Below are 20,398 nucleotides of genomic sequence, written 5' to 3'. Positions count from 1 at the left end.
CCGCTCCAACCTGCGGAACGTGCCCCGCCCTTGACTAGCTGTCGGCCGGCACCCACTGCCGTACGCCGTGGCCGTTCGTGCCGTACCAGTAGCGGGGCAGGCCCTTGATGCTGCTGGTGCGGAAGGGGCGGCCGTGGTCGTCGATGCGGACCGTGCCGGTGCGGCCCTGGGAGGACCAGTCGAGTTCGAGGTACCAGGAGCAGTCGTACGTCTGGGTCGTCGCGGTGACCAGCAGCACCTCCGGGTCCTGAGCGGAGACGCGGTAGGGGAACTGCACGGCGGGGGCCGGGTCTCCTCGGTCGTCGGCGCCCGGGACCGCGCGGGCGATGGGGCGGTTGATGTCGAGGTTCACGTCGAAGTAGCGCGGGCCGAGGCCGCCGCCGCAGCCCTGCGCCATGTCGTACGTGGTGCCCTTGAGCGGGGTGCCGCGGCTGACGACGCGGACCCGGAGGGCGTCCAGTACGACGGCCGTGGACGTTTTGCCCTGCACCGAGATCTGCACCATGGTCTGCCGCCCGTGCACTGCCCCCTGCGTCGCCGCCCAGGCCGCGGCGTCCTGGGGCACCGGAGGCGGGGGCACCTGGTCCGGCTGTTTGTCGATGACGTAGTCGTGTGCGCAGCCTCCGTCCCAGATCTGTGAGTCGGCGGACCAGGCGAGCGGCACACCGGTGGCGGCGGGCGCTCCGTTGTTCCCTTCGGCCGTCGCCCCGTCCTTCGACGTGGGGTCGGCCGAAGCCCGCACGCCTGCCGACGGTGAGGCCGGGGAGCCGGTGGGGGAGGGGCTGGTCGCCGTGGCCGTGGGGCGGTGGGACGCGGGGGGTTCGGAGGTACTGGACTGTCCGGGGGCCTTGGCCGAATCGCCCGGCGAGCGGTCGGCCGACAGGGCGGAGAGGCTGCCGACCGTGACGAGCAGTACGGTCCCCACGGCGATCCCGAGGAGGGTGCGCCGGCGCCGGAACCAGGCAGGGGCCGACGGGCGCACCCGCTCCTCCGGGCGCGACGGTCCCTCGGCACTCGTCCCCCCAGGGCTCCGGCCCGCCGGGGCCTGCGTCGGCTCTGCGCCGGACCCCTCGCCCGCGGCCCGCGGCCGCTGCCGTGCCGCCACAGCCAGCAGCCACAGCCGGTGCAGTTCGAGCCGCTCCTCCGGCGTCGCCTCGCAGAAGGCCGCGAGCCGTTCCACCGGAGCGAAGTCCTGGGGTACCGCCTCGCCCGCGCAGTACCGGTGCAGCGTGGAGGTGTTCATGCTGAGGCGGCGGGCCAGGGAGCCGTAGCTCCGGTCCGTGCGGTCCTTCAGTTGCCGTAACAGCGCCGCGAACGCCTCGACGTCGTCCCGAGTCTCCACTGTTCCCCCGTCATCCACCGCATCCCGTATCCCAGGCACTCATGTATCTGCACGTCAGAAGGGCTGGGATGGTTCCACCGTCGCCGAAAGGGCGGCAGTCGTTGCGCCGGGCCGTGGTGACCGCCGATGCTCTTGGTGTCGCACCGACCAGGGCCGGACCGACCATCCGGCGCCGGGCGACGACCGACACCCATGCGCTCGTTCACGGGGCACGCCCATGCCCGAGCGGACCAGGGCCGCCCTCCCGCCTCGGGGGTCGGGAGGGCGGCCCACAGCACAGCCCGACCACTCGACCACTCAGTCACTCAGTCACTCGAAAACGGGGAACCGAACATGAGCAGCAAGACCCGCACCGTCCTCACCGCCGGCCTTCTCGCCGTCGCCCTCGGCCTCGGCGCCACCGCCCAGGCCTCTGCCGGCGCCGCGCACAGCGTCAGCGGCAAGCCGTCCGACAACATCAGCCGTATCGCCGACTTCTACGGCGCCTACATCGACGCGGTGACCGACGAGGACAGCGGCCACCTCGGGGACGCGCTGCGCGCCCACTACCTGACCCCTGCCTTCCAGAAGCAGCTGGCGGCGTGGGAGGACAGGGAGCACGCCGACGGCGTCCTGCGCGCCCAGAACGTCCCGCTCGCCTGGAAGGTCACCGACAACGGCAGCACCGCGAATCGCACGGAGGCCGTCGTCACCCTCACCTGGAGCAAGTCGACCACCACCAAGCTGGTCGTCGACATGACCCGCGACAGCCGCAAGATCTTCCACATCGGCGAGAGGTGACGGAGGCGAGGGCCGCTACGCCGGTCGCAGCCGCACGGTGAGGATCTGGAACGGCCGCAGCTCGAAGCGCAAGTCGCTTTCGTGCTGTGGCCGTTCCAGCAGATCCGTCACCTCGGCCCGGCCCACCGGGAACCCGGGCGAAAGCGTGACCCGCGCCCGTCCGCCCCGGGACTCGTACAGCCGTACCACCACGTCCCCGCTGCGGTCCTCCGCGAGCTTCACCGACTCGACGGCCACGGCCGGGTGGTCGACGCGGACCAGCGGCTCCACGACCGGCGCCTGCGCCACCCGCAGCGGCAGGTTCAGGGCGAGCCCCTCCGCGACCGCGTGCCCGACGTCCGCGCCCGGCAGCAGCGCATAGGTGAAGCGGTGCGTGCCCAGGTCGGTTTCCGGGTCCGGGCTGTGCGGGGCGCGCAGCAGCGTCAGACGTACGGTCGTGCCGAGGCCGCCCTCGTGCGGGGTGCGGGTCACGTCGTGGCCGTACGTCGAGTCGTTGAGGACCGCCACGCCGTAGCCCTCCTCCGCGACCCTGAGCCAGCGGTGCGCGCAGATCTCGAAGCGGGCCGCGTCCCAGGACGTGTTGGTGTGGGTGGGGCGGTGGACGTGCCCGAACTGGATCTCCGCGGTGGAGCGTTCGGCGTGCACGTCGAGCGGGAAGGCGGCCTTGAGCACCTTCTCGGACTCCTGCCAGTCGACGTCCGTGACGATGTCGAGGCGCCGCGCACCGGCCGCGAGGCGGAGCTCCTGGGTGATCCGCGACTTCCCGAAGGTCCGCGTCACCCGCACCGCCGCCGTCAGCGGCCCGGCCTCCACCAGCTCCACCGACTCGACGTCCGTGAGGTCCGTGTACCGGCGCCGGTAGTGCCGGTCGATGTCCCAGGCGTCCCAGGCGTTGGGGTGGTCCGGGTGCAGCTGGAGGAGGTTGCCGGGACCGCACAGCACTTCGCGGTCGGCGGCGAGATCGCGGACCGAGGAAAGCAAGCCCTGTGCGTCCACGGTGACCCGGAGCCGGGAGTTCTCCAGCACGTACGTGCCGCTGTCCTCCCCGGCCCGGACGACCTCGCCCGCCGCGCCGACGACCGGCGCACTGCCCAGCCCCGGCGCGGTCACCAGCACGCCCCCGGCGACCTCGGTCCGCTCGTAGGGCGAGGCGTTGAGCACCACGGGCCCGCCCGTCCCGAGCGCCTCCACGGCCGCCGCCGTGAGCTCCTCCACCTCCGCGAGCACCCGCGCATACGTGTCCCGCGCCTCCCGGTGCACCCAGGCGATCGACGACCCGGGCAGGATGTCGTGGAACTGGTGCAGCAGCACCGTCTTCCACAGCCGGTCCAGGGCGTCGTAGGGATAGGCGTACGAAGGATCGCGTACGGCCGCCGTGGTGCACCACAACTCGGCCTCACGCAGGGCGTGTTCGGAGCGCCGGTTGCCCTGCTTGGTCTTCGCCTGGGTGGTGTAGGTGGCCCGGTGCAGCTCCAGGTACAGCTCGCCCGACCACACCGGGGCCGCGGGCCCGTACTCCTTTTCGGCGGCCGCGAAGAACGCGGACGGCTTCTCGACCTCGACCCGCGGTGAACCCTCCAGGGAGCGCAGTCGGCGGGCCTTCTCCAGCATCTCGCGGGTCGGGCCGCCGCCTCCGTCGCCCCAGCCGAACGGCACCAGGGAGCGGGTGGCGCGCCCCTTCTCGGCGAAGGTGCGTTCCGCGTGGGCGAGTTCACGGCCGTGAAACTGCGAGTTGTAGGTGTCGACGGGCGGGAAGTGGGTGAAGACGCGGGTGCCGTCGATGCCCTCCCACCAGAAGGTGTGATGCGGCATCTTGTTCGACTGGTTCCAGCTGAGTTTCTGGGTGAGGAACCATCGGATTCCGGCCAGTTTTGCGAGCTGCGGGAAGGCCGCGGTGTAGCCGAAGGAGTCCGGCAGCCAGATCTCCTCCGTCTCCACGCCCAGTTCTTCGGCGAAGAACCGCTTTCCGTGCACGATCTGCCGTGCCAGCGCCTCACCGCCGGGCATGTTGGCGTCGGACTCCACCCACATCGAGCCGACGGGCGCCCAGTTGCCGTCTGCCACGGCCTTCTTGATCCGCTCCCAGATGTGCGGCTGGTGCTCCTTCACCCAGGCGTACTGCTGGGCCTGCGAGCAGGAGAACACCAGCTCGGGGTAGTCGGCGGCGAGTGCGGTGACGTTGGCGAAGGTGCGCGAGGCCTTGCGGACCGTCTCGCGCAGCGGCCACAGCCAGGCCGAGTCGATGTGCGCGTGCCCGGTCGCGGAGATCCGGTGCGCGCTCGCCGCGGTCGGACGGGACAGCACGTCGGTGAGCGCGGCCCGGGCGGCGGCCGCCGTACCGGAGACGTCGTGCAGATCGAGGGCGTCGAGCATGTCCTCCAGGGCGCGCAGGATCTCGTGCCGCCGGGGCCGGTCCATGGGCAGTTCGTGCATCAGCTCCGAAAGCACCTCGACGTCCAGCACCAACTGCCACACGGCTTCGTCGAGTACGGCGAGGTCGGCAGAGCGGAACCGGTAGATGAGACGGTCCCCGGCGGTCAGGACGTCCCCCAGGTGCGTAGGTGAGAACCCGTGCAGCACGGCCGGATTGGCGGCTGCCTCCAGAAGCAGATGCACCGGTTCGCCTCCGCTCGCCGGGGAGCCCACGGCCAGGTGCCGGTTGCGCGGGTGAATGCCCTTCAGGGGCACGCCCGAGGCGTCGTGGAGCAGCCCCTCGGCCTGGAAACCGGGCCCGTCCCCCGTGAACCCGGGGTCGATCACCGCCTCCACGCGGCGCCCGGCCCACTCCTCGGGGACCTGGCCCGTCAACCGGAACCAACTCGTCGACCAGGGCTTTCCCCAGGCCGTTCCGGTTGTGAAGGTCTCGTAGTCGGCCTGCAGCGCCTGGTCCACCGGCACCGGCTCGCCGGGCACATGCCACACGGACAGCACCAGTGGCACGCGCTTCGCGTACTGCGCGGGCCGCACGAACTGTCCCATGGCACGCTCCAGGCGCGCCTCCACCAGCGTTCGGTCGTCGTGCACGGCGGCTCCCTCGGCGCTCGGACGGCTGTGGTGCCTCGCTTTCCACAGGGTCCCTCCATCCGGCCGGAACCGCAGCATCCGTGGCCGAACACCTGGCCGCCGAGGATTCGACATGACTGCCCCGTGCCCAGAGGGGCATGGATCCCGTGAACGTGTTCGACAAGGAGGGGACCGACATCGGCACGCGGGCGGGGGTCATGAAGAGGCAGGCACGAGGGGGCGGTCCCATGGCGATCGGGGCCTTCTCGGCGAAGACGGAGGAAAAGACCGACGGCGACGCGGACCAGGCGCAGCCGTCCCAGATACGGAAGCTGCGGCAGCGACTGGGCCGCGCGGACCTCAAGGCGGTGCCCGAGGCACGCCGGGCACTGCGCGAGCTGCTACGGCAGTGGGGGCGGCCCGGACGCTCGGAGATAGCGGAGCTGCTCACCAGCGAACTCGTCACCAACGCACTCATCCACACGGACCACGACGCGGTGCTGACCGCCACCGTCGGACCCCGTGGGCTGCGGGTGGAGGTGAGGGACTTCGTGGGCCGCAGGCCCAGACTGCGCGTGCCGAACGCCGACGACGGCACGCACGGCAGGGGCCTGGTCCTGGTGCAGTCCCTCGCGGACGCCTGGGGAGTGCGGGCGCACGGCGTGGGGAAGGTGGTGTGGTTCGAACTCGACGCCGGAGCGACATGACACGGGAAGGGGGCGTGACCCGAAGGTCACGCCCCCTTCCCGTGCAGGCCGTTCTAGCCGAACTGCTGCTCGAGGTCCTTGAGCTTGCGCTCCAGGGAGTCGAGGCGCGGCAGGGCCATTGTGTCGTCCTCCGCGGTGAGGTCGACGGTCACCGGTTCAGAACCGGCCTTGCGGACGGGCTGAAGGGACGGTCGTGAGCGCACGGGCAGCGGTTCCGCGCTGGATATGGCAGGCTCCGCGGAGACCGATGCGGAGGCTCGCTCCAGGGCCTGGGGCTCCACCTGACGCCCGCCGCCGCGGCCGATGAACCCGCGGTGACCCCGGCTGATGGCCTTGAGCTGGGCGCGCTCCAGGCGGTCCGCCTCGCGGCGCCGCAGCCGGTTCTCCTCCTTCTGCCGCTTGTCCTCGCGCACCTCGTCGACCGCCTCGTCCAGGCTGCGCACACCCTCCAGGAGCATCAGCGACCAGGCTTTGTAGGTCTCGCGGGGGGCCCGCAGCCAGCGGACGATACGGATCTGCGGCAGCGGGCGCGGCACCAGGCCCTGCTCGCGCAGTGCGGCCCGGCGGGTCTGCTTCAGGGCGCGGTCGAAGAGGACGGCCGCGGACAGGGACATGCCGGAGAAGAACTGGGGCGCACCGTCGTGACCGATGCCCCGGGGCGCGTGCACCCAGTTGAACCAGGCCGCGGCGCCCGCGAACGTCCACACGAGTATCCGGGAGCCGAGGGCCGCGTCACCGTGGCTGGCCTCGCGGACCGCGAGCACGGAGCAGAACATGGCCGCACCGTCCAGGCCGAACGGCACCAGGTATTCCCAGCCGTTGGTCAGGCCGAGGTTCTGCTGGCCGAAGCCGACCAGGCCGTGGAAGGAGAGGGCGGCGGCGACCGCCGCACAGCAGAACAGCAGGACATAGGAGGCGGTGCCATATATGGCTTCCTTGCGCCGGCGGCGCTCCTCGCTGCGCTCCCACGAATCGTCCGTCTTCGCGTGCTCCCCGGAGCGCTTGCTGCGCGCGAGCACCGCCACCGCCGCCAGCATGCCCAGGAGCAGTACGGCGCCCGGAAGCAGCCAGTCCAGCGATATGTCGGTCAGTCTCATCTGGGGTCCCTTGCATTGGGATAGGGCGTATCGCCCGCCATAGTGGCCCAATCCCACCGGCCCTCAGGGGGTTTCGGGGCAAGAGGCCGCCAAGGAAGTGCAAGGGGATGCCCAGGGCGGCGTTCTGCTCGAACTGCCGCTTGAGGGGCGGGAGTTGAGTTCGAATAAGACTACCCGTACGGATGGTTCCACGGAAAGTTCCTGCGGCAAGTGAGGAAGTTGTGAATTGCCTGTAACCGGGCGGGCGCCTTGTTCGCGCCGATCTTACGGGACGGCCGGCGGCCGGTGTGCGTGAGGGTGCCTCAACTCGCGGCGGCGGCCGACGGCTTGCCGGCCCGGTCCGCGTCGCAGGCGTGCGGGCAGGTGGGGCAGGTCTCCTCGGGGCGCACGGTGCAGAACATGCGGCGACTCGCCCGGTCGCGGGTGGGCCGGTGCTCCCCGGCCGGGCCGCCGCGTCCGCGGCCCGAACCCGGCGAGGACGGGTTCCGGATGCTCGGCCACCGCGGCCCGCGCCTCTCCCCGCGGCGCCTCCTCGCCGTCGACGAGGCGCGCGCCGGGCGGTGCGGCGGTGATCAGCGGGCGGGCGGGCCTCGCGTACCGGTTCGGCCCGAAGCTCGCGACGACGTCCGGCCGGGCGCGCACTCCGTGGTCGCGCAGCACCTGCGCCTCGTCCTGTGTCAGGAATGTGTCGAGATCGACGCCGCCCTCCGCGAGCGAGGCGGCGGAGACCCGTCCACCGCCCGTCGGGACCTGCCCACCGACGCCCACTTCCATGACGGCCGGCCCGGGGAAGGCCCTGTTCAGGCGGGCGTAGGCGGCGCTGAGCGCCGAGTGCGGCGCGGGGATGCGAGGACCACCCCGCCATGACGGATACATGACGACTAGAAAAGTAAGCCTATCCTTACCGAAACTGAATGGGATTTGAACTGATGACAACTGCGCCTAAGGTGCTTGACGGGCGAGTAACAACCAGCCGTAATGACCCCAAGTACCGACACGTCCGGAGGAGGACCCGTGCAGCAGAGCACCCACGGCTCCGCCGGCACGGGTGTTCCTCAGGCCCGGACCGGCGCGGAGCCCCGGGTTCCGCCGCAGCCCAGGGCTCAGGACGTGGACCGGGAGCGAGGCGTCGACGCGGGCGCCACGCGGGGTGAGCACACGCACAGTGAACCGCCGATGCCCCGGCCCCGCCCGGTCCAGCGGGCCTCCGTGCGCGGGCAGATCCTCGACGCGCTGCGCACCGCGCTGGTCGCAGGCGACCTGACGCCGGGCGAGGTGTACTCGGCGCCCGCGCTGGGGGAGCGGTTCGGGGTCTCCGCGACGCCGGTGCGGGAGGCCATGCAGCAGCTCGCGCTCGAGGGCGCGGTCGAGGTCGTCCCCAACCGTGGCTTCCGGGTGGTCGAGCGGGGTGCCCGCGAACTGGCCGAGCTGGCCGAGGTGCGCGCACTGATCGAGATCCCCGTGATGCTCCGCCTGGCCCGCACGGTGCCCGCCGAGCGCTGGGCCGCACTGCGGCCCCTCGCCGAGGCGACCCTCCGCGCCGCGTCCTCCGGCTGCCGCGCGACCTACGCGGAGTCCGACCGCGCCTTCCACCGCGCCCTGCTCGCCCTCTCCGGCAACGAACAACTCGTCCAGATCGCCGACGACCTCCACCGCCGGGCCCAGTGGCCCCTGGTCGGCAGCCCGTCCGCCCGGGGCCGCGCGGCGCTCCTGGCGGACGCGACCGAACACACCACCCTGCTGGACGCGCTGATCGCGCGAGACCTCGACGTGGTGCGGGCACTGGTGGCGGAACACTTCGCGGGGGCGTCCTGAGCGCTGCGCGGGGTGTGGTCCGTGCGGAGTTGCCACGGGTCTGACCGCCGGCGTGTCCCGTGACGGCGCCGATGGAATGTCATAGTCCGTGCGGGAGTTCCCGCCGACCGGAACTCCCGCACGGACCGTCAGGGGGCCGACCAGGTCAGCCGTTGTCGTCGGCCGATCCGGTCGCCGTCTTCGAGTAGCCGTCCTGCCAGGCCGCCTTCGCGCCGGAGTCGCCGATGCGGTAGACGTCGACCACGGCGCCCGCCGCCACCGCGACGGACAGCACGGCGGCCGCGATCCGGATGACGGACCCGGAACGGGCGCCGCCCTGCTGCGCCGCCGACCGGCGGGTCGTCCACCACACCGCCGCCGCGAGGACGAACAGGCCCAGGGCCCAGGGGAGCAGCCCGTCGCCGAGGTCCGCGTGCCGTCGTACGAGGGCGTTGCTGCCCACGTGCTTCTCCAGCCACTCGCCGGCCCCCGTGGTCAGCGGCACGCTCGCCAGGGTGACCAGGGCCAGTACCGGCAGCACCACGCCCATGCGGCGGGCGGCGGTCGGCCACACGGCGCACACGACCAGGGCCAGGGCCGTCAGTGGCACCATTACCACGACGAAATGGACCAACAGGACATGTGCGGGCAAGCCGTTGACGAGGCTCATCGGGTGCTCCTCCAGGGGGGTCGGGCGCGCCACCCTGGCACAGCAACCTCTCAGGTTCCTCTGAGTGGCCTCTCGACCGCGGCGCCTCTCAGGCGGTGGCCGCCCCCGCCGCCGGCGGCGACAGCTGCCGCGCCAGCCACGTCGGTACACCGCCGAGCAACTGGAACAGCCGCCGGGCCTCCTCCCGCAGCCGCGAGGCCTCAGGCTCCGCCTCCGCGTCCGCGAGGGACACCAGCGCCGGCGCCGTACCGACGAGATACCCCAGCTCCTCGCGGATCCGCAGCGACTCGCTGAACCCGTGCCGCGCCTCCGCCAACTCCCCCTCCCGCAGCGCGAGTCCCGCCAGATGCCGCCAGGTGAAGGACAGCAGCAGGAGATCGCCGTGCGCGGTGGCGCCCGCGTGGGCGCGGCGGAACGCGGCCCGCGCCGCCTGGGGAGCGTCGGCGAGGTTCTGCGCCAGCAGCCCGCGCCGGAAGTCCAGCAGGGCCCGACCCGCCGTCCCCGGAGGGATCAGTGCCGCCGTCCGCCCGAGCGCGGCGCGCGCCTCGTCGGCCCGGTCCCGGACCCCCAGCAGCGTCGCGGCGTACGCCAAGTACCCGCGTTCACAAGCGGCCGCTCCCCGCTCGTCGTCGGTGTGGGCCAGCGCCTCGGCCGTACGCAGCGCGTCCTCGGCCTCCTCCCAGCCCTGCTCGGTGTACAGACACCGTTCGACCAGCAGCGCGGCCCGCTGCAGCGCGGTGTCCGCGGTGCCGGGATCGAGCAGGGCTGCCGCATCGGCCCAGCAGGCGCGTGAGCGCAGCCGCCATACCGCGGTCTGGAGGGGATCGTCACCGGCGGTCGTTCCGTTACCAGACATGGCGGTATGCGCCACGTTGCCCTCCCCGAGCACGCCATCGAGCTATGAGTGGTGGCGGCATCTCAGCACGAATCGCGGCGCCCGGCCAAGGGGGTGGGTGAAGGATTTCACAAAGTCGTGGGACAGCGACGGCACTTGGTGCCTCCCCCGTGGCAGGCCCCGGTGACCTCAGCTCATGCGCAACGCCAGGAAGAAATCGAGCTTGTCCTCCAGCCGCGACAGGTCACGGCTCGTCAACTGCTCGATCCGCCCGACCCGGTAGCGCAGCGTGTTGACGTGCAGGTGCAGCCGGGTCGCGCAGCGCGTCCAGGAGCCGTCGCAGTCGAGGAACGCCTCCAGGGTGGGGATCAGCTCGGCGCGGTGCCGGCGGTCGTAGTCCCGCAGGGGATCCAGCAGCCGCGCGGTGAAGGCCCGCCGCACGTCGTCCGGGACGAACGGCAGCAGCAGCACGTGCGAGGCCAGCTCCTGGTGGCCCGCCGCGCACACCCGCCCGGGCCGCGCCGCCGCCACCCGCCGGGCGTGCCGCGCCTCCTCCAGCGCCCCGCGCAGCCCCTCCGCGGAGTGCACGGCCGCGCTGACGCCCAAGGTGACCTGACCGTCGCCGTCCAGACCGGCCGACAGCGGATCCCGTACGGACTCCAGCAGCGCGTCCGCGAGGATGCCGGACTCCGAGCCGTCGTGCTCGGTGGAGACGGCCGGCAGCGGTACGAGGGCGATCGCCTCGTCGCCCGTGTGGGCCACGGCGATGCGGTCGGAGGGCTCCGGACCGGTGGCGAGCGGGTCGACGAGGATCTCCTCCAGGAGCGACTGGGCGACCGGCCCCGCCTCGATGTCGCCGCCCTCCCACTCGACCCGGGCCACGACCACCTGCCAGTGCGGGGCGGCCCCCAGACCGGGCAGCAGCACCGGCGCGGCCACCCGCAGCCGGGCGGCGATCTCGGCGGGCGCGGCGCCCGTCTGCACCAGCTCCAGGACCTCCTGCGCCAGCCGCCTGCGCACCGTGCGCGCCGCGTCCCGGCGGTCCCGCTCGACCGAGATCAGCTGCGTGACGCCCTGGAGCAGGTCCAGGCGCTCGGCGGGCCAGTCCCCGGCGTCCGCCTCGACGGCCAGCAGCCAGTCCGACAGGACCGTCTCGCGCACGTCCCGGGACGCCTGCGCCGAGCGCCCGCCCCCGGCCGCCGCCGGGCGGTGCCCCGAGCTGCGGATCGGGAAGAGGCTGTAGGTGGCCGCGCCGAGCGTCACCCGGTGGGGTCCGCGCCGGCCCGTGCGGGCGGCGGCGAGATGCTCGGCGGCCAGCTCGGCGCAGATGTCGGCGGGCAGCCCGGGGCCCGCGACCTTCGGGCCCGCGATCAGCCGGCCGGTGGGGGACAGCACCCAGGCCCGCAGGTCCAGGTCGGAGCCGAGCAGGTCGAGGACCACGTCCGGGCCGCCGCCCGCCGGGCCGGAGGTCATCATCCGCCGGTGCCGGTCGACCACGGCCGCGAGGTCCCCGGCGCGCTCCCCGGACACCTGCCGTACGACATGCTCGGTGATCGTCGCGAATGCCACCGACTCGTGCACCGCGAACAGCGGCAGGCGGTGCCGGGCGCAGGCCACCACCAGGTCGTCCGGGATGTCCCCGAGCTCCGCCTCGCCGGCGGCCAGCGCGACCACCCCGGCCTGCGCCAGGATCCGTACGAACGCCTCGGAGTCGTCGGCGTCGCGGCGCCAGGCCAGCCCCGTCAGGACCAGTTCCCCGCCCGAGAGGTAGCGGCTGGGATCCCTGAGGTCGGTGGTCATCACACCGCGCACGGTGCGGTCCAGCTCGTCCTCGCCGCCGAGCAGCTTGAGGCCCAGCGCGTCGGTGTCCAGCAGTGCGCGCAGCCGCATTCTCGTCGCCGCCGTTCTTTGTCTCGAAATCTACGATGAGTGGTGAGGGATGGTCGGTGGGAGGAGCCCGGCGACCGGTGCGCACGGCGCATCCTTTGATTGCCAGGCTGTTTCCTGCGTTTCTACAGGAAAACGAAGAGGTTACTGATGACCTCCGTTCATACGAATCTACAAGATGCCCGGCCTGGCCAGCCAACTCCTTCATGGTTTCCGTGACTGACCTGGGTGGAGCACGGCGCTGTGTACTGACTCCACTCCGCGTAAACAGCACATGAACAAGCCGGGCCCGCCGCACCAGATCTGGCTTGATCAGTACGACTCACGAGACGAAGAAGAGAGCCGGTCATGGACTTCCTTCGCCCCGCCAGCTGGGAGGAGGCGCTCGCCGCCAAGGCTGAGCACCCCACCGCTGTGCCCATTGCGGGCGGCACCGATGTGATGGTCGAGATCAACTTCGACCACCGCCGGCCCGAGTACCTGCTCGACCTGAACCGCATCGGCGACCTCTACGAGTGGGAGGTCGGCGAGGACAGCGTGCGGCTCGGTGCCTCCGTCCCGTACTCGAAGATCATGGAGAGCCTCCGCGCCGAGCTGCCGGGTCTCGCCCTCGCCTCGCACACCGTCGCCTCCCCGCAGATCCGCAACCGCGGCGGCGTCGGCGGCAACCTCGGCACCGCCTCCCCGGCCGGTGACGCCCACCCCGCGCTGCTCGCGGCGGGCGCCGAGGTCGAGGTCGAGTCGGTGCGCGGCTCCCGGCTGATCCCGATCGACGAGTTCTACACCGGCGTGAAGCGCAACGCGCTCGCCGCCGACGAGCTCATCAAGAGCGTGCACATCAAGAAGGCCGACGGCCCGCAGCAGTACTCCAAGGTCGGCACGCGCAACGCGATGGTGATCGCCGTGTGCGCCTTCGGCCTGGCCCTGCACCCGTCCTCGCGCACCGTCCGTACGGGCATCGGCTCGGCGGCACCCACCCCCGTCCGGGCCAAGGCCGCGGAGGAGTTCCTGAACGCGGCGCTCGAAGAGGGCGGCTTCTGGGACAACGGAAAGATCATCACCCCGTCGGTCGCCAAGCAGTTCGCGGAGCTGTGCTCCGGCGCCTGCAACCCGATCGACGACGTCCGGGGCACGGCGAGCTACCGCCGGCACGCGGTGGGCGTCATGGCGCGCCGCACGCTGACCTGGACCTGGGAGTCGTACCGCGGCGCCCGCCGCACCACCGAGGGAGCTGCGTGATGCGCGTCAACTTCACCGTCAACGGACGTCCGCAGGAAGCCGACGACGTCTGGGAGGGCGAGTCCCTGCTGTACGTGCTGAGGGAGCGCCTCGGTCTGCCGGGTTCCAAGAACGCCTGTGAGCAGGGCGAGTGCGGTTCCTGCACGGTCCGCCTGGACGGCGTGCCCGTGTGTTCCTGCCTGGTCGCCGCCGGTCAGGTCGAGGGCCGTGAGGTCGTCACGGTCGAGGGGCTCGCGGACTACGCCAAGCAGCGTGCCGAGCACGGCGGTTGTGCCTCCGGTGCCTGCGGTACGTCCCTTCAGGACGCCCAGCAGTGGGCGGCCAAGGGCCAGGACTCGCAGACCGGCGAGGGCACCGAACTCAGCCCCATCCAGCAGGCGTTCATCGACGCCGGCGCCGTCCAGTGCGGCTTCTGCACCCCGGGTCTGCTGGTCGCCGCCGACGAGATGCTCGAGCGCAACCCGAACCCGAGCGACGCGGACATCCGCGAGGCCCTGTCGGGCAACCTGTGCCGCTGCACGGGCTACGAGAAGATCATGGACGCGGTCCGTCTGGCGGCCGCCCGGCAGGGAGAGGCGGTCTGACCGATGCCCACCAACGGCGCTCCCATCGGCACTCCCACCAAGGTCACCCAGGGTTCCAAGACCAAGGGCGGCATCGGCGAGTCCACGCTCCGCCCGGACGGCACCCTCAAGGTCACCGGCGAGTTCGCGTACTCGTCCGACATGTGGCACGAGGACATGCTCTGGGGCCAGATCCTGCGCTCCACCGTCGCGCACGCCGAGATCGTCTCGATCGACACCAGCGAGGCGCTGAAGACGCCGGGCGTCTACGCGGTCATGACGTACGACGACCTGCCGACCGAGGTGAAGAACTACGGCCTGGAGATCCAGGACACCCCGGTCCTCGCGCACGGCCGGGTACGCCACCACGGCGAGCCGGTCGCCATCGTCGCCGCCGACCACCCCGAGACCGCCCGCCGCGCCGCCGCCAAGATCAAGGTCGACTACCGCGAGCTCCCGGTCATCACCGACGAGGCCTCCGCGACCGCGCCGGACGCGATCCTCATCCACGAGAACCGCGACGACCACCACATCGGCCACGTCCCGCACCCGAACATCGTCCACCGCCAGCCGATCGTGCGCGGCAACGCCGAAGAGGCCGCCAAGAAGGCCGACTTCATCGTCCGGGGCGAGTACACCTTCGGCATGCAGGACCAGGCCTTCCTCGGTCCGGAGTCCGGTCTCGCCGTACCCGCCGAGGACGGCGGCGTCGACCTCTACATCGCCACCCAGTGGCTCCACTCGGACCTGCGCCAGATCGCCCCGGTCCTGGGCCTGCCCGAGGACAAGGTCCGGATGACGCTCGCCGGCGTCGGCGGCGCCTTCGGCGGCCGCGAGGACCTGTCGATGCAGATCCACGCCTGTCTGCTCGCGCTGCGCACCGGCAAGCCCGTCAAGATCGTCTACAACCGCTTCGAGTCCTTCTTCGGACACGTCCACCGCCACCCCGCCAAGCTCTCCTACGAGCACGGGGCGACCAAGGACGGCAAGCTCACCCACATGAAGTGCCGGATCGTCCTGGACGGCGGCGCCTACGCCTCCGCCTCCCCGGCCGTCGTCGGCAACGCCTCCTCGCTCTCCGTCGGCCCGTACGTCATCGACGACGTCGACATCGAGGCCATCGCCCTCTACACCAACAACCCGCCCTGCGGCGCGATGCGCGGCTTCGGCGCGGTCCAGGCGTGCTTCGCCTACGAGGCGCAGATGGACAAGCTCGCCGACAAGGTGGGCATGGACCGGGTGGAGTTCCGGCAGCTCAACGCGATGGAGCAGGGCACGATCATGCCGACCGGGCAGCCGGTCGACTCCCCGGCCCCGGTCGCCGAACTCCTGCGCCGCGTCAAGGCGATGCCGCTGCCGCCGGAGCGCCAGTGGGAGTCCAGCGAGGGCTTCGACGTACGACAGCTGCCCGGCGGTCTGTCCAACACCACCCACGGCGAGAGCGTCGTACGCGGTGTCGGCTACGCGGTCGGCATCAAGAACGTCGGCTTCTCGGAGGGCTTCGACGACTACTCCACCGCCAAGGTCCGCATGGAGGTCGTCGGCGGTGAGCCGGTCGCCACCGTGCACACGGCCATGGCGGAGGTCGGCCAGGGCGGTGTCACCGTCCACGCGCAGATCGCCCGCACCGAGCTGGGCGTCGCGCAGGTGACCATCCAGCCGGCGGACACACAGGTGGGCAGCGCCGGTTCGACGTCCGCCTCGCGGCAGACGTACGTCACCGGTGGCGCCGTCAAGAACTCCTGCGAGCTGGTGCGCGAGAAGGTCCTGGAGATCGGCCGCCGCAAGTTCGGCACGTACCACCCGGCCTGGGCGACGGCGGAGCTGCTCCTGGAGGGCGGCAAGGTCGTCACCGACGGCGGCGAGGTCCTCGCCGACCTGGCGGACGTGCTCGAAGGCGAGACCGTCGAGGTCGAGGCCGAGTGGCGGCACCGCCCCACCGAGCCCTTCGACCTGCGCACCGGCCAGGGCAACGGCCACGTCCAGTACTCCTTCGCCGCGCACCGCGCCGTCGTCGAGGTCGACACCGAACTCGGCCTGGTCAAGGTCATCGAGCTGGCCTGCGCCCAGGACGTGGGCAAGGCACTCAACCCGCTGTCCGTCCTCGGCCAGATCCAGGGCGGCACGCTCCAGGGAATGGGCATCGCGGTGATGGAGGAGATCATCGTCGACCCCAAGACCGCGAAGGTCAGGAACCCGTCCTTCACGGACTACCTGCTGCCGACCATCCTCGACACGCCGATCATCCCGGTCGACGTGCTCGAACTCGCCGACGACCACGCCCCGTACGGGCTGCGGGGCATCGGCGAGGCACCCACTCTGTCCTCGACTCCGGCTGTCCTTGCGGCGATCCGCAACGCGACCGGCCTGGAGCTGAACAGGACCCCGGTCCGGCCCGAGCACCTCACCGGAACCGTGTGAAAGACCTCCGGGCGGCGCACGGAACGTCACACACTCCGCGCCGCCCGGAGCAACCAGATCGTTCGTCTCGGGCCGTCCCCCGGGTCGTGCGGCCGAAGCACCTTCCCAAATCCCGCACCGCCGAAGGCAATCGCGGGTGCCCCTGTGAACCTTGGGAGTAGGCCCACATGACCCAGCAGTCACTGGAGCCGACGGCCACCGCCGGCGATGCGGGTGAAGGAACCCGTATCCCGGCCGGCAGGTCCTGGCTCGACCGGTACTTTCACATATCCAAGCGAGGATCCACGGTCGCGCGCGAGGTGCGCGGCGGCATCACCACCTTCATGGCGATGGCGTACATCCTCCTGCTCAACCCCCTGATCCTGTCCGGCAAGGACGCGGCGGGGGACACGCTCGGCCAGAAGGCCCTCATCACCGCGACCGCGTTCGCGGCGGCCTTCACCACGCTGCTGATGGGCTTCTTCGGCAAGGTGCCCCTCGCGCTCGCCGCGGGCCTCTCCGTCTCCGGTGTGCTCTCCTCCCAGGTCGCGCCCCACATGACCTGGCCGCAGGCCATGGGCATGTGCGTGATGTACGGCGTGGTCATCATGCTGCTGGTCGTCACCGGCCTGCGCGAGATGATCATGAATGCGATCCCGCTCGCGCTCAAGCACGCGATCACCATGGGCATCGGCCTGTTCGTCGCCCTGATCGGCCTGGTCAAGGCCGGCTTCGTGCACCAGGGCAAGGCGACCCCGGTGACGCTGGGCCCGACGGGCGAACTGGCGGGCTGGCCCGTCCTGTTGTTCGCCGCCACGCTCCTCGTCATCTTCATGCTGCAGGCACGCGGCGTCCCCGGCGCGATCCTGATCGGCATCGTCGGCGGCACCGTGGTCGCCGTACTGCTCAACGCACTGGGTGTCATCGACCCCCAGCAGTGGGCGAGCGGCGCTCCCGAACTGCACGGCAGCGCGGTGTCCATGCCGGACTTCTCCCTCTTCGGCAAGGTCGAGTTCGGCGGCTGGGGCAGCGTCGGCGCGATGACGGTCGGCATGATCGTGTTCACCCTCGTCCTCGCCGGCTTCTTCGACGCGATGGCCACCATCATCGGCGTCGGCACCGAGGCCAAGCTGGCCGACGAGCAGGGCCGGATGCCGGGCCTGTCCAAGGCGCTGTTCATCGACGGCGCGGGCGGCGCGATCGGCGGCCTCGCGGGTGCCTCCGGCCAGACGGTGTTCGTCGAGTCCGCGACCGGCGTCGGCGAAGGCGCCCGTACGGGCCTGTCCTCCGTCGTCACCGGCCTGTTCTTCGCGGCCTGCCTCTTCTTCACCCCGCTGACGGCGATCGTCCCCGGCGAGGTCGCGGCCGCGGCCCTGGTGGTCATCGGCGCCATGATGATGATGAACGCCCGTCATGTGGACTGGGCCGACCGCGCGACCGCCATCCCGGTCTTCCTGACCGTCGTGATCATGCCGTTCACGTACTCCATCACGGCGGGCGTCGCCGCCGGAGTCATCTCCTACGTCGCCATCAAGCTCGCCCAGGGCAAGGTGCGGGAGATCGGGGCCTTCATGTGGGGCCTGACGGTGATCTTCCTGATCTACTTCGCCCTCAACCCGATCGAGAGCTGGATGGGCGTCCACTAGACGCCCTTGAACGGCCCTCCACACCAACCCCGTTAGGAGACCGAGAGATGCTGGACATCGCCGAGGAGCTCAACCGGTGGGTCGAGCAGGGGCGTGACTTCGCCGTGGCCACCGTGGTGGCCGTCGGCGGCAGCGCACCCCGTCAGCCGGGTGCCGCCCTCGCGGTGGACGCCGACGGCACGGCGATCGGCTCGGTCTCCGGCGGCTGTGTGGAGGGCGCCGTGTACGACCTGTGCCGGCAGGCGCTCGCGGACGGCGAAACCGTCCTGGAGCGCTTCGGGTACAGCGACGAGGACGCCTTCGCGGTCGGCCTGACCTGCGGCGGCATCATCGACATCCTCGTCACGCCGGTACGGGCCGGTGATCCCGCCCGCCCGGTGGTCGCGTCCGCGCTGGCCGCCGCCGCCCGTGGGGAGGCGGCGGCGGTGGCGCGGATCGTGTCGGGACCGGCCGAACTGCGGGGCAGGGCGCTCGTGGTGCGCCCCGACGGCTCCTGCGAGGGCGGCTTCGGCGCCCACCCGGAACTGGACCGCACGGTGGCCGGGGAGGCGGCGGCCTTCCTGGACGCCGGGCGGACCGGCACCCTGGAGATCGGTGAGCAGGGCTCACGCTGCGGAGCCCCGCTCACGGTCCTGGTGGAGTCCTCCGTCCCCCCGCCCCGGATGATCGTGTTCGGCGCGATCGACTTCGCGTCCGCGCTGGTGCGGATCGGCAAGTTCCTGAACTACCACGTGACGGTGTGCGACGCGCGCCCCGTCTTCGCGACGAGGACGCGCTTCCCGGAGGCGGACGAGATCGTCGTCGAGTGGCCCCACAAGTACCTGGAGCGGACGTCCGTGGACGCCCGCACCGTCCTGTGCGTCCTCACCCACGACGCCAAGTTCGACATCCCGCTGCTGAAACTGGCCCTGCGCCTTCCGGTGGCCTACGTCGGCGCGATGGGCTCCCGCCGCACTCACCTCGACCGCAACGAACGCCTTCGCGAAGTCGGCGTCACCGAACTGGAGCTGGCCCGTCTCCGTTCCCCGATCGGCCTGGACCTCGGCGCCCGCACCCCGGAGGAGACGGCCCTGTCGATCGCCTCCGAGATCGTCGCCAACCGACGCGGCGGCAGCGGGGTTTCGCTGACCGGGGCGCATACGCCGATCCATCACGATGCCACGTCGGGGGCGGTGGGGCGGATCGGGTCGGTGGCCTGAGCCGCTGCCGCGCTCGAGCGCACCACGGGGCTCAGTCGTACTCCGACGGGACGAAACCGAGCTGTACGCCGAGCGTCGAGTGCCGGGTCACCAGCGTCCCGCGCCCCGGCGGCCGACGGTTCGGCTTGACCGATCCCAGCAGCGCCCCCTCCGAGGGACCGCCGGAGAGCACGACGCCCTGCGCGCCGAGTTCCCTCGTCCGCGCGAGGAACGGCTCGTACATCCCTCTCGAAGCCCCCTGGACCGTGCGGACGATCACGATGCGCAGGCCGATGTCGCGCGCGAACGGCAGATATTCCAGGAGCGGCATCAGCATCGCCCGCTCCCGGCTCGCTGTCGGTCTCCTGGCCGGTCGTGTCGGCGCTCGCGCCGGCGATGTACGCGGACACCACCTCCACCAGGGCGTGCCGGTCCTTGGCGGACAAGGCACTGAACGAGCCCTTGTTCCCGCCGAACTCCCACGCTGACGACCAGCACTCCGAGGTCGTATGCCACGCCCGCCGTCGAGTCGGCCGGCGCGGCGGTCGACTTGCGCTCGACCCGGAGTACGCCGAGCGCACGCAGATCCCGGTACGGGGCCTGACCTGACGGTCGGTCACATCTGCCGGGGCATCGGGGCCGGCATCGACCCGAAGCTCCAACTGATGCCCACTCTCCCCTTCCGACAGTGCCCCCGCGGAATCGGCGCGCGCAGGTGAGCGTATCGACACCGCGTGCGGACGACGAGGTGTTCGCCCCGGACGACCGGCATCATGGCATCCTGAGGAGCCGGTTCGCCGCCCGTCCGAACACGTACCGTGCCGCCCGCAGAAGGAGCGGGTCGAAGAGGCCCGGCAGCAGCCGGACCCCGAGTTCCTCCCGCCAGATCACCCGGCTACGGCCCCCGGGCCCCGGCCGCACCTCGAGCTCCGCCCACCCCGTCACGACCCGGCCCCGCTTCTCCAGTCGGCACAGACCGGGTGCGTCGTCCGTCGGCGGCTGCCACACCGTGACCTCCATCCGGTCGTCGAAGGCGAGCGGCCCGAGTCCCGAACGGGCCACGATCACCGTGCCTTCGTGTGTCGGCGGGGGAGTGGCCACCGTGACGCGGGTCAGCGGGACCACTTCGCCGTGCCGGGGCCATTCGGTCAGGCGACGCCACGCCTCGTCGAGGGGGAGCGGTGCCGTGCGTTGGACGAGGAAGTTGACCACGTGACGAATCGTAGGGAATCCGGGCTGCTCAGCGCGGTGTTCATC

17 protein-coding genes and 1 pseudogene are annotated in these 20,398 nt (G+C 71.6%); 9 read left to right on the top strand and 9 right to left on the bottom strand.

The genetic code is table 11. The features are described from left to right. Nucleotides 1–34: 34 nt before the first annotated feature. Complete coding sequence (locus ACFY1U_RS23755; RefSeq protein ID WP_390696120.1) at nt 35–1,342, bottom strand: helix-turn-helix domain-containing protein; 1,308 nt, start codon at nt 1,340–1,342, stop codon at nt 35–37. Between the two features lie 333 nt (nt 1,343–1,675). Between ACFY1U_RS23755 and ACFY1U_RS23750 the strand changes: the two genes are divergently transcribed. Then, entirely contained in the window at nt 1,676–2,122 is a 447-nt protein-coding gene (locus ACFY1U_RS23750) for a hypothetical protein (RefSeq protein WP_390696119.1), read from the top strand. 15 nt (nt 2,123–2,137) lie between these two features. On the opposite strand, the gene ACFY1U_RS23745 is transcribed toward ACFY1U_RS23750, so the two are convergent. After that, on the bottom strand, nt 2,138–5,146 hold the full coding sequence (locus ACFY1U_RS23745; protein ID WP_390696118.1) for an alpha-mannosidase: 3,009 nt from the start codon (nt 5,144–5,146) through the stop codon (nt 2,138–2,140). A 227-nt stretch (nt 5,147–5,373) separates the two neighbouring features. On the opposite strand from ACFY1U_RS23745, the gene ACFY1U_RS23740 reads away from it, so the two are divergent. Continuing rightward, nucleotides 5,374–5,832 (top strand): ATP-binding protein, encoded by a 459-nt coding sequence (locus ACFY1U_RS23740; protein ID WP_390696416.1) that lies wholly within the window; start codon nt 5,374–5,376, stop codon nt 5,830–5,832. Between the two features lie 53 nt (nt 5,833–5,885). Here ACFY1U_RS23740 and ACFY1U_RS23735 read toward each other — a convergent pair whose 3' ends face one another. Both ACFY1U_RS23735 and ACFY1U_RS23730 read right to left on the bottom strand, forming a co-directional pair. Further along, entirely contained in the window at nt 5,886–6,929 is a 1,044-nt protein-coding gene (locus ACFY1U_RS23735; protein WP_099932109.1) for a DUF2637 domain-containing protein, read from the bottom strand. A gap of 302 nt (nt 6,930–7,231) precedes the next feature. Further along, nucleotides 7,232–7,775, bottom strand: a pseudogene (locus ACFY1U_RS23730) (hypothetical protein). 168 nt (nt 7,776–7,943) lie between these two features. On the opposite strand from ACFY1U_RS23730, the gene ACFY1U_RS23725 reads away from it, so the two are divergent. Further along, a complete protein-coding gene (locus ACFY1U_RS23725) occupies nt 7,944–8,744 on the top strand; it encodes a GntR family transcriptional regulator (RefSeq protein ID WP_390696117.1) in 801 nt (266 codons plus the stop codon). Nucleotides 8,745–8,889: 145 nt separating this feature from the next. Here the strand turns inward: ACFY1U_RS23725 and ACFY1U_RS23720 are convergent, their stop codons facing one another. The 3 genes from ACFY1U_RS23720 to ACFY1U_RS23710 all read right to left on the bottom strand — a co-directional run bounded on the left by ACFY1U_RS23720 (nt 8,890) and on the right by ACFY1U_RS23710 (nt 12,118). Then, the gene (locus ACFY1U_RS23720; RefSeq protein WP_390696116.1) at nt 8,890–9,393 is read right to left on the bottom strand and encodes a DUF2231 domain-containing protein; all 504 of its coding nucleotides are present in this window, start codon (nt 9,391–9,393) and stop codon (nt 8,890–8,892) included. 88 nt (nt 9,394–9,481) lie between these two features. Then, a complete protein-coding gene (locus tag ACFY1U_RS23715) occupies nt 9,482–10,264 on the bottom strand; it encodes a hypothetical protein (RefSeq protein WP_390696115.1) in 783 nt (260 codons plus the stop codon). A 153-nt stretch (nt 10,265–10,417) separates the two neighbouring features. Further along, complete coding sequence (locus ACFY1U_RS23710; protein WP_390696114.1) at nt 10,418–12,118, bottom strand: PucR family transcriptional regulator; 1,701 nt, start codon at nt 12,116–12,118, stop codon at nt 10,418–10,420. Between the two features lie 345 nt (nt 12,119–12,463). Between ACFY1U_RS23710 and ACFY1U_RS23705 the strand changes: the two genes are divergently transcribed. The 5 genes from ACFY1U_RS23705 to ACFY1U_RS23685 all read left to right on the top strand — a co-directional run bounded on the left by ACFY1U_RS23705 (nt 12,464) and on the right by ACFY1U_RS23685 (nt 19,162). Then, nucleotides 12,464–13,354, top strand: a complete 891-nt coding sequence (locus ACFY1U_RS23705) for an FAD binding domain-containing protein (protein ID WP_390696113.1) — start codon at nt 12,464–12,466, stop codon at nt 13,352–13,354. Continuing rightward, nucleotides 13,354–13,938, top strand: coding sequence for a (2Fe-2S)-binding protein (locus ACFY1U_RS23700; protein WP_390696112.1), 585 nt, complete (start codon nt 13,354–13,356; stop codon nt 13,936–13,938). The genes ACFY1U_RS23705 and ACFY1U_RS23700 overlap by 1 nt, the downstream gene beginning before the upstream one ends. A gap of 3 nt (nt 13,939–13,941) precedes the next feature. Further along, nucleotides 13,942–16,338 carry a xanthine dehydrogenase family protein molybdopterin-binding subunit gene (locus ACFY1U_RS23695; protein ID WP_390696111.1) on the top strand — a complete coding sequence of 799 codons (2,397 nt, stop codon included), beginning with the start codon at nt 13,942–13,944 and terminating at the stop codon, nt 16,336–16,338. A gap of 167 nt (nt 16,339–16,505) precedes the next feature. Next, nucleotides 16,506–17,963, top strand: a complete 1,458-nt coding sequence (locus tag ACFY1U_RS23690; protein ID WP_390696110.1) for an NCS2 family permease — start codon at nt 16,506–16,508, stop codon at nt 17,961–17,963. A 47-nt stretch (nt 17,964–18,010) separates the two neighbouring features. Beyond that, nucleotides 18,011–19,162, top strand: coding sequence for an XdhC family protein (locus ACFY1U_RS23685; protein WP_390696109.1), 1,152 nt, complete (start codon nt 18,011–18,013; stop codon nt 19,160–19,162). 31 nt (nt 19,163–19,193) lie between these two features. Here the strand turns inward: ACFY1U_RS23685 and ACFY1U_RS23680 are convergent, their stop codons facing one another. Next, nucleotides 19,194–19,478 (bottom strand): hypothetical protein, encoded by a 285-nt coding sequence (locus tag ACFY1U_RS23680; RefSeq protein WP_390696108.1) that lies wholly within the window; start codon nt 19,476–19,478, stop codon nt 19,194–19,196. Between the two features lie 38 nt (nt 19,479–19,516). On the opposite strand from ACFY1U_RS23680, the gene ACFY1U_RS23675 reads away from it, so the two are divergent. Continuing rightward, a complete protein-coding gene (locus ACFY1U_RS23675; RefSeq protein WP_390696107.1) occupies nt 19,517–19,750 on the top strand; it encodes a hypothetical protein in 234 nt (77 codons plus the stop codon). Between the two features lie 162 nt (nt 19,751–19,912). On the opposite strand, the gene ACFY1U_RS23670 is transcribed toward ACFY1U_RS23675, so the two are convergent. Next, the gene (locus ACFY1U_RS23670; protein ID WP_390696106.1) at nt 19,913–20,353 is read right to left on the bottom strand and encodes an SRPBCC family protein; all 441 of its coding nucleotides are present in this window, start codon (nt 20,351–20,353) and stop codon (nt 19,913–19,915) included. Nucleotides 20,354–20,398: the final 45 nt, after the last annotated feature.

Origin of the sequence: Streptomyces sp. NPDC001351, assembly GCF_042896045.1 — a bacterium.
Classification (GTDB): domain Bacteria; phylum Actinomycetota; class Actinomycetes; order Streptomycetales; family Streptomycetaceae; genus Streptomyces.
Note: the sequence above shows the minus strand (reverse complement) of the source record. Positions and strands in the feature narration are given on the sequence as shown.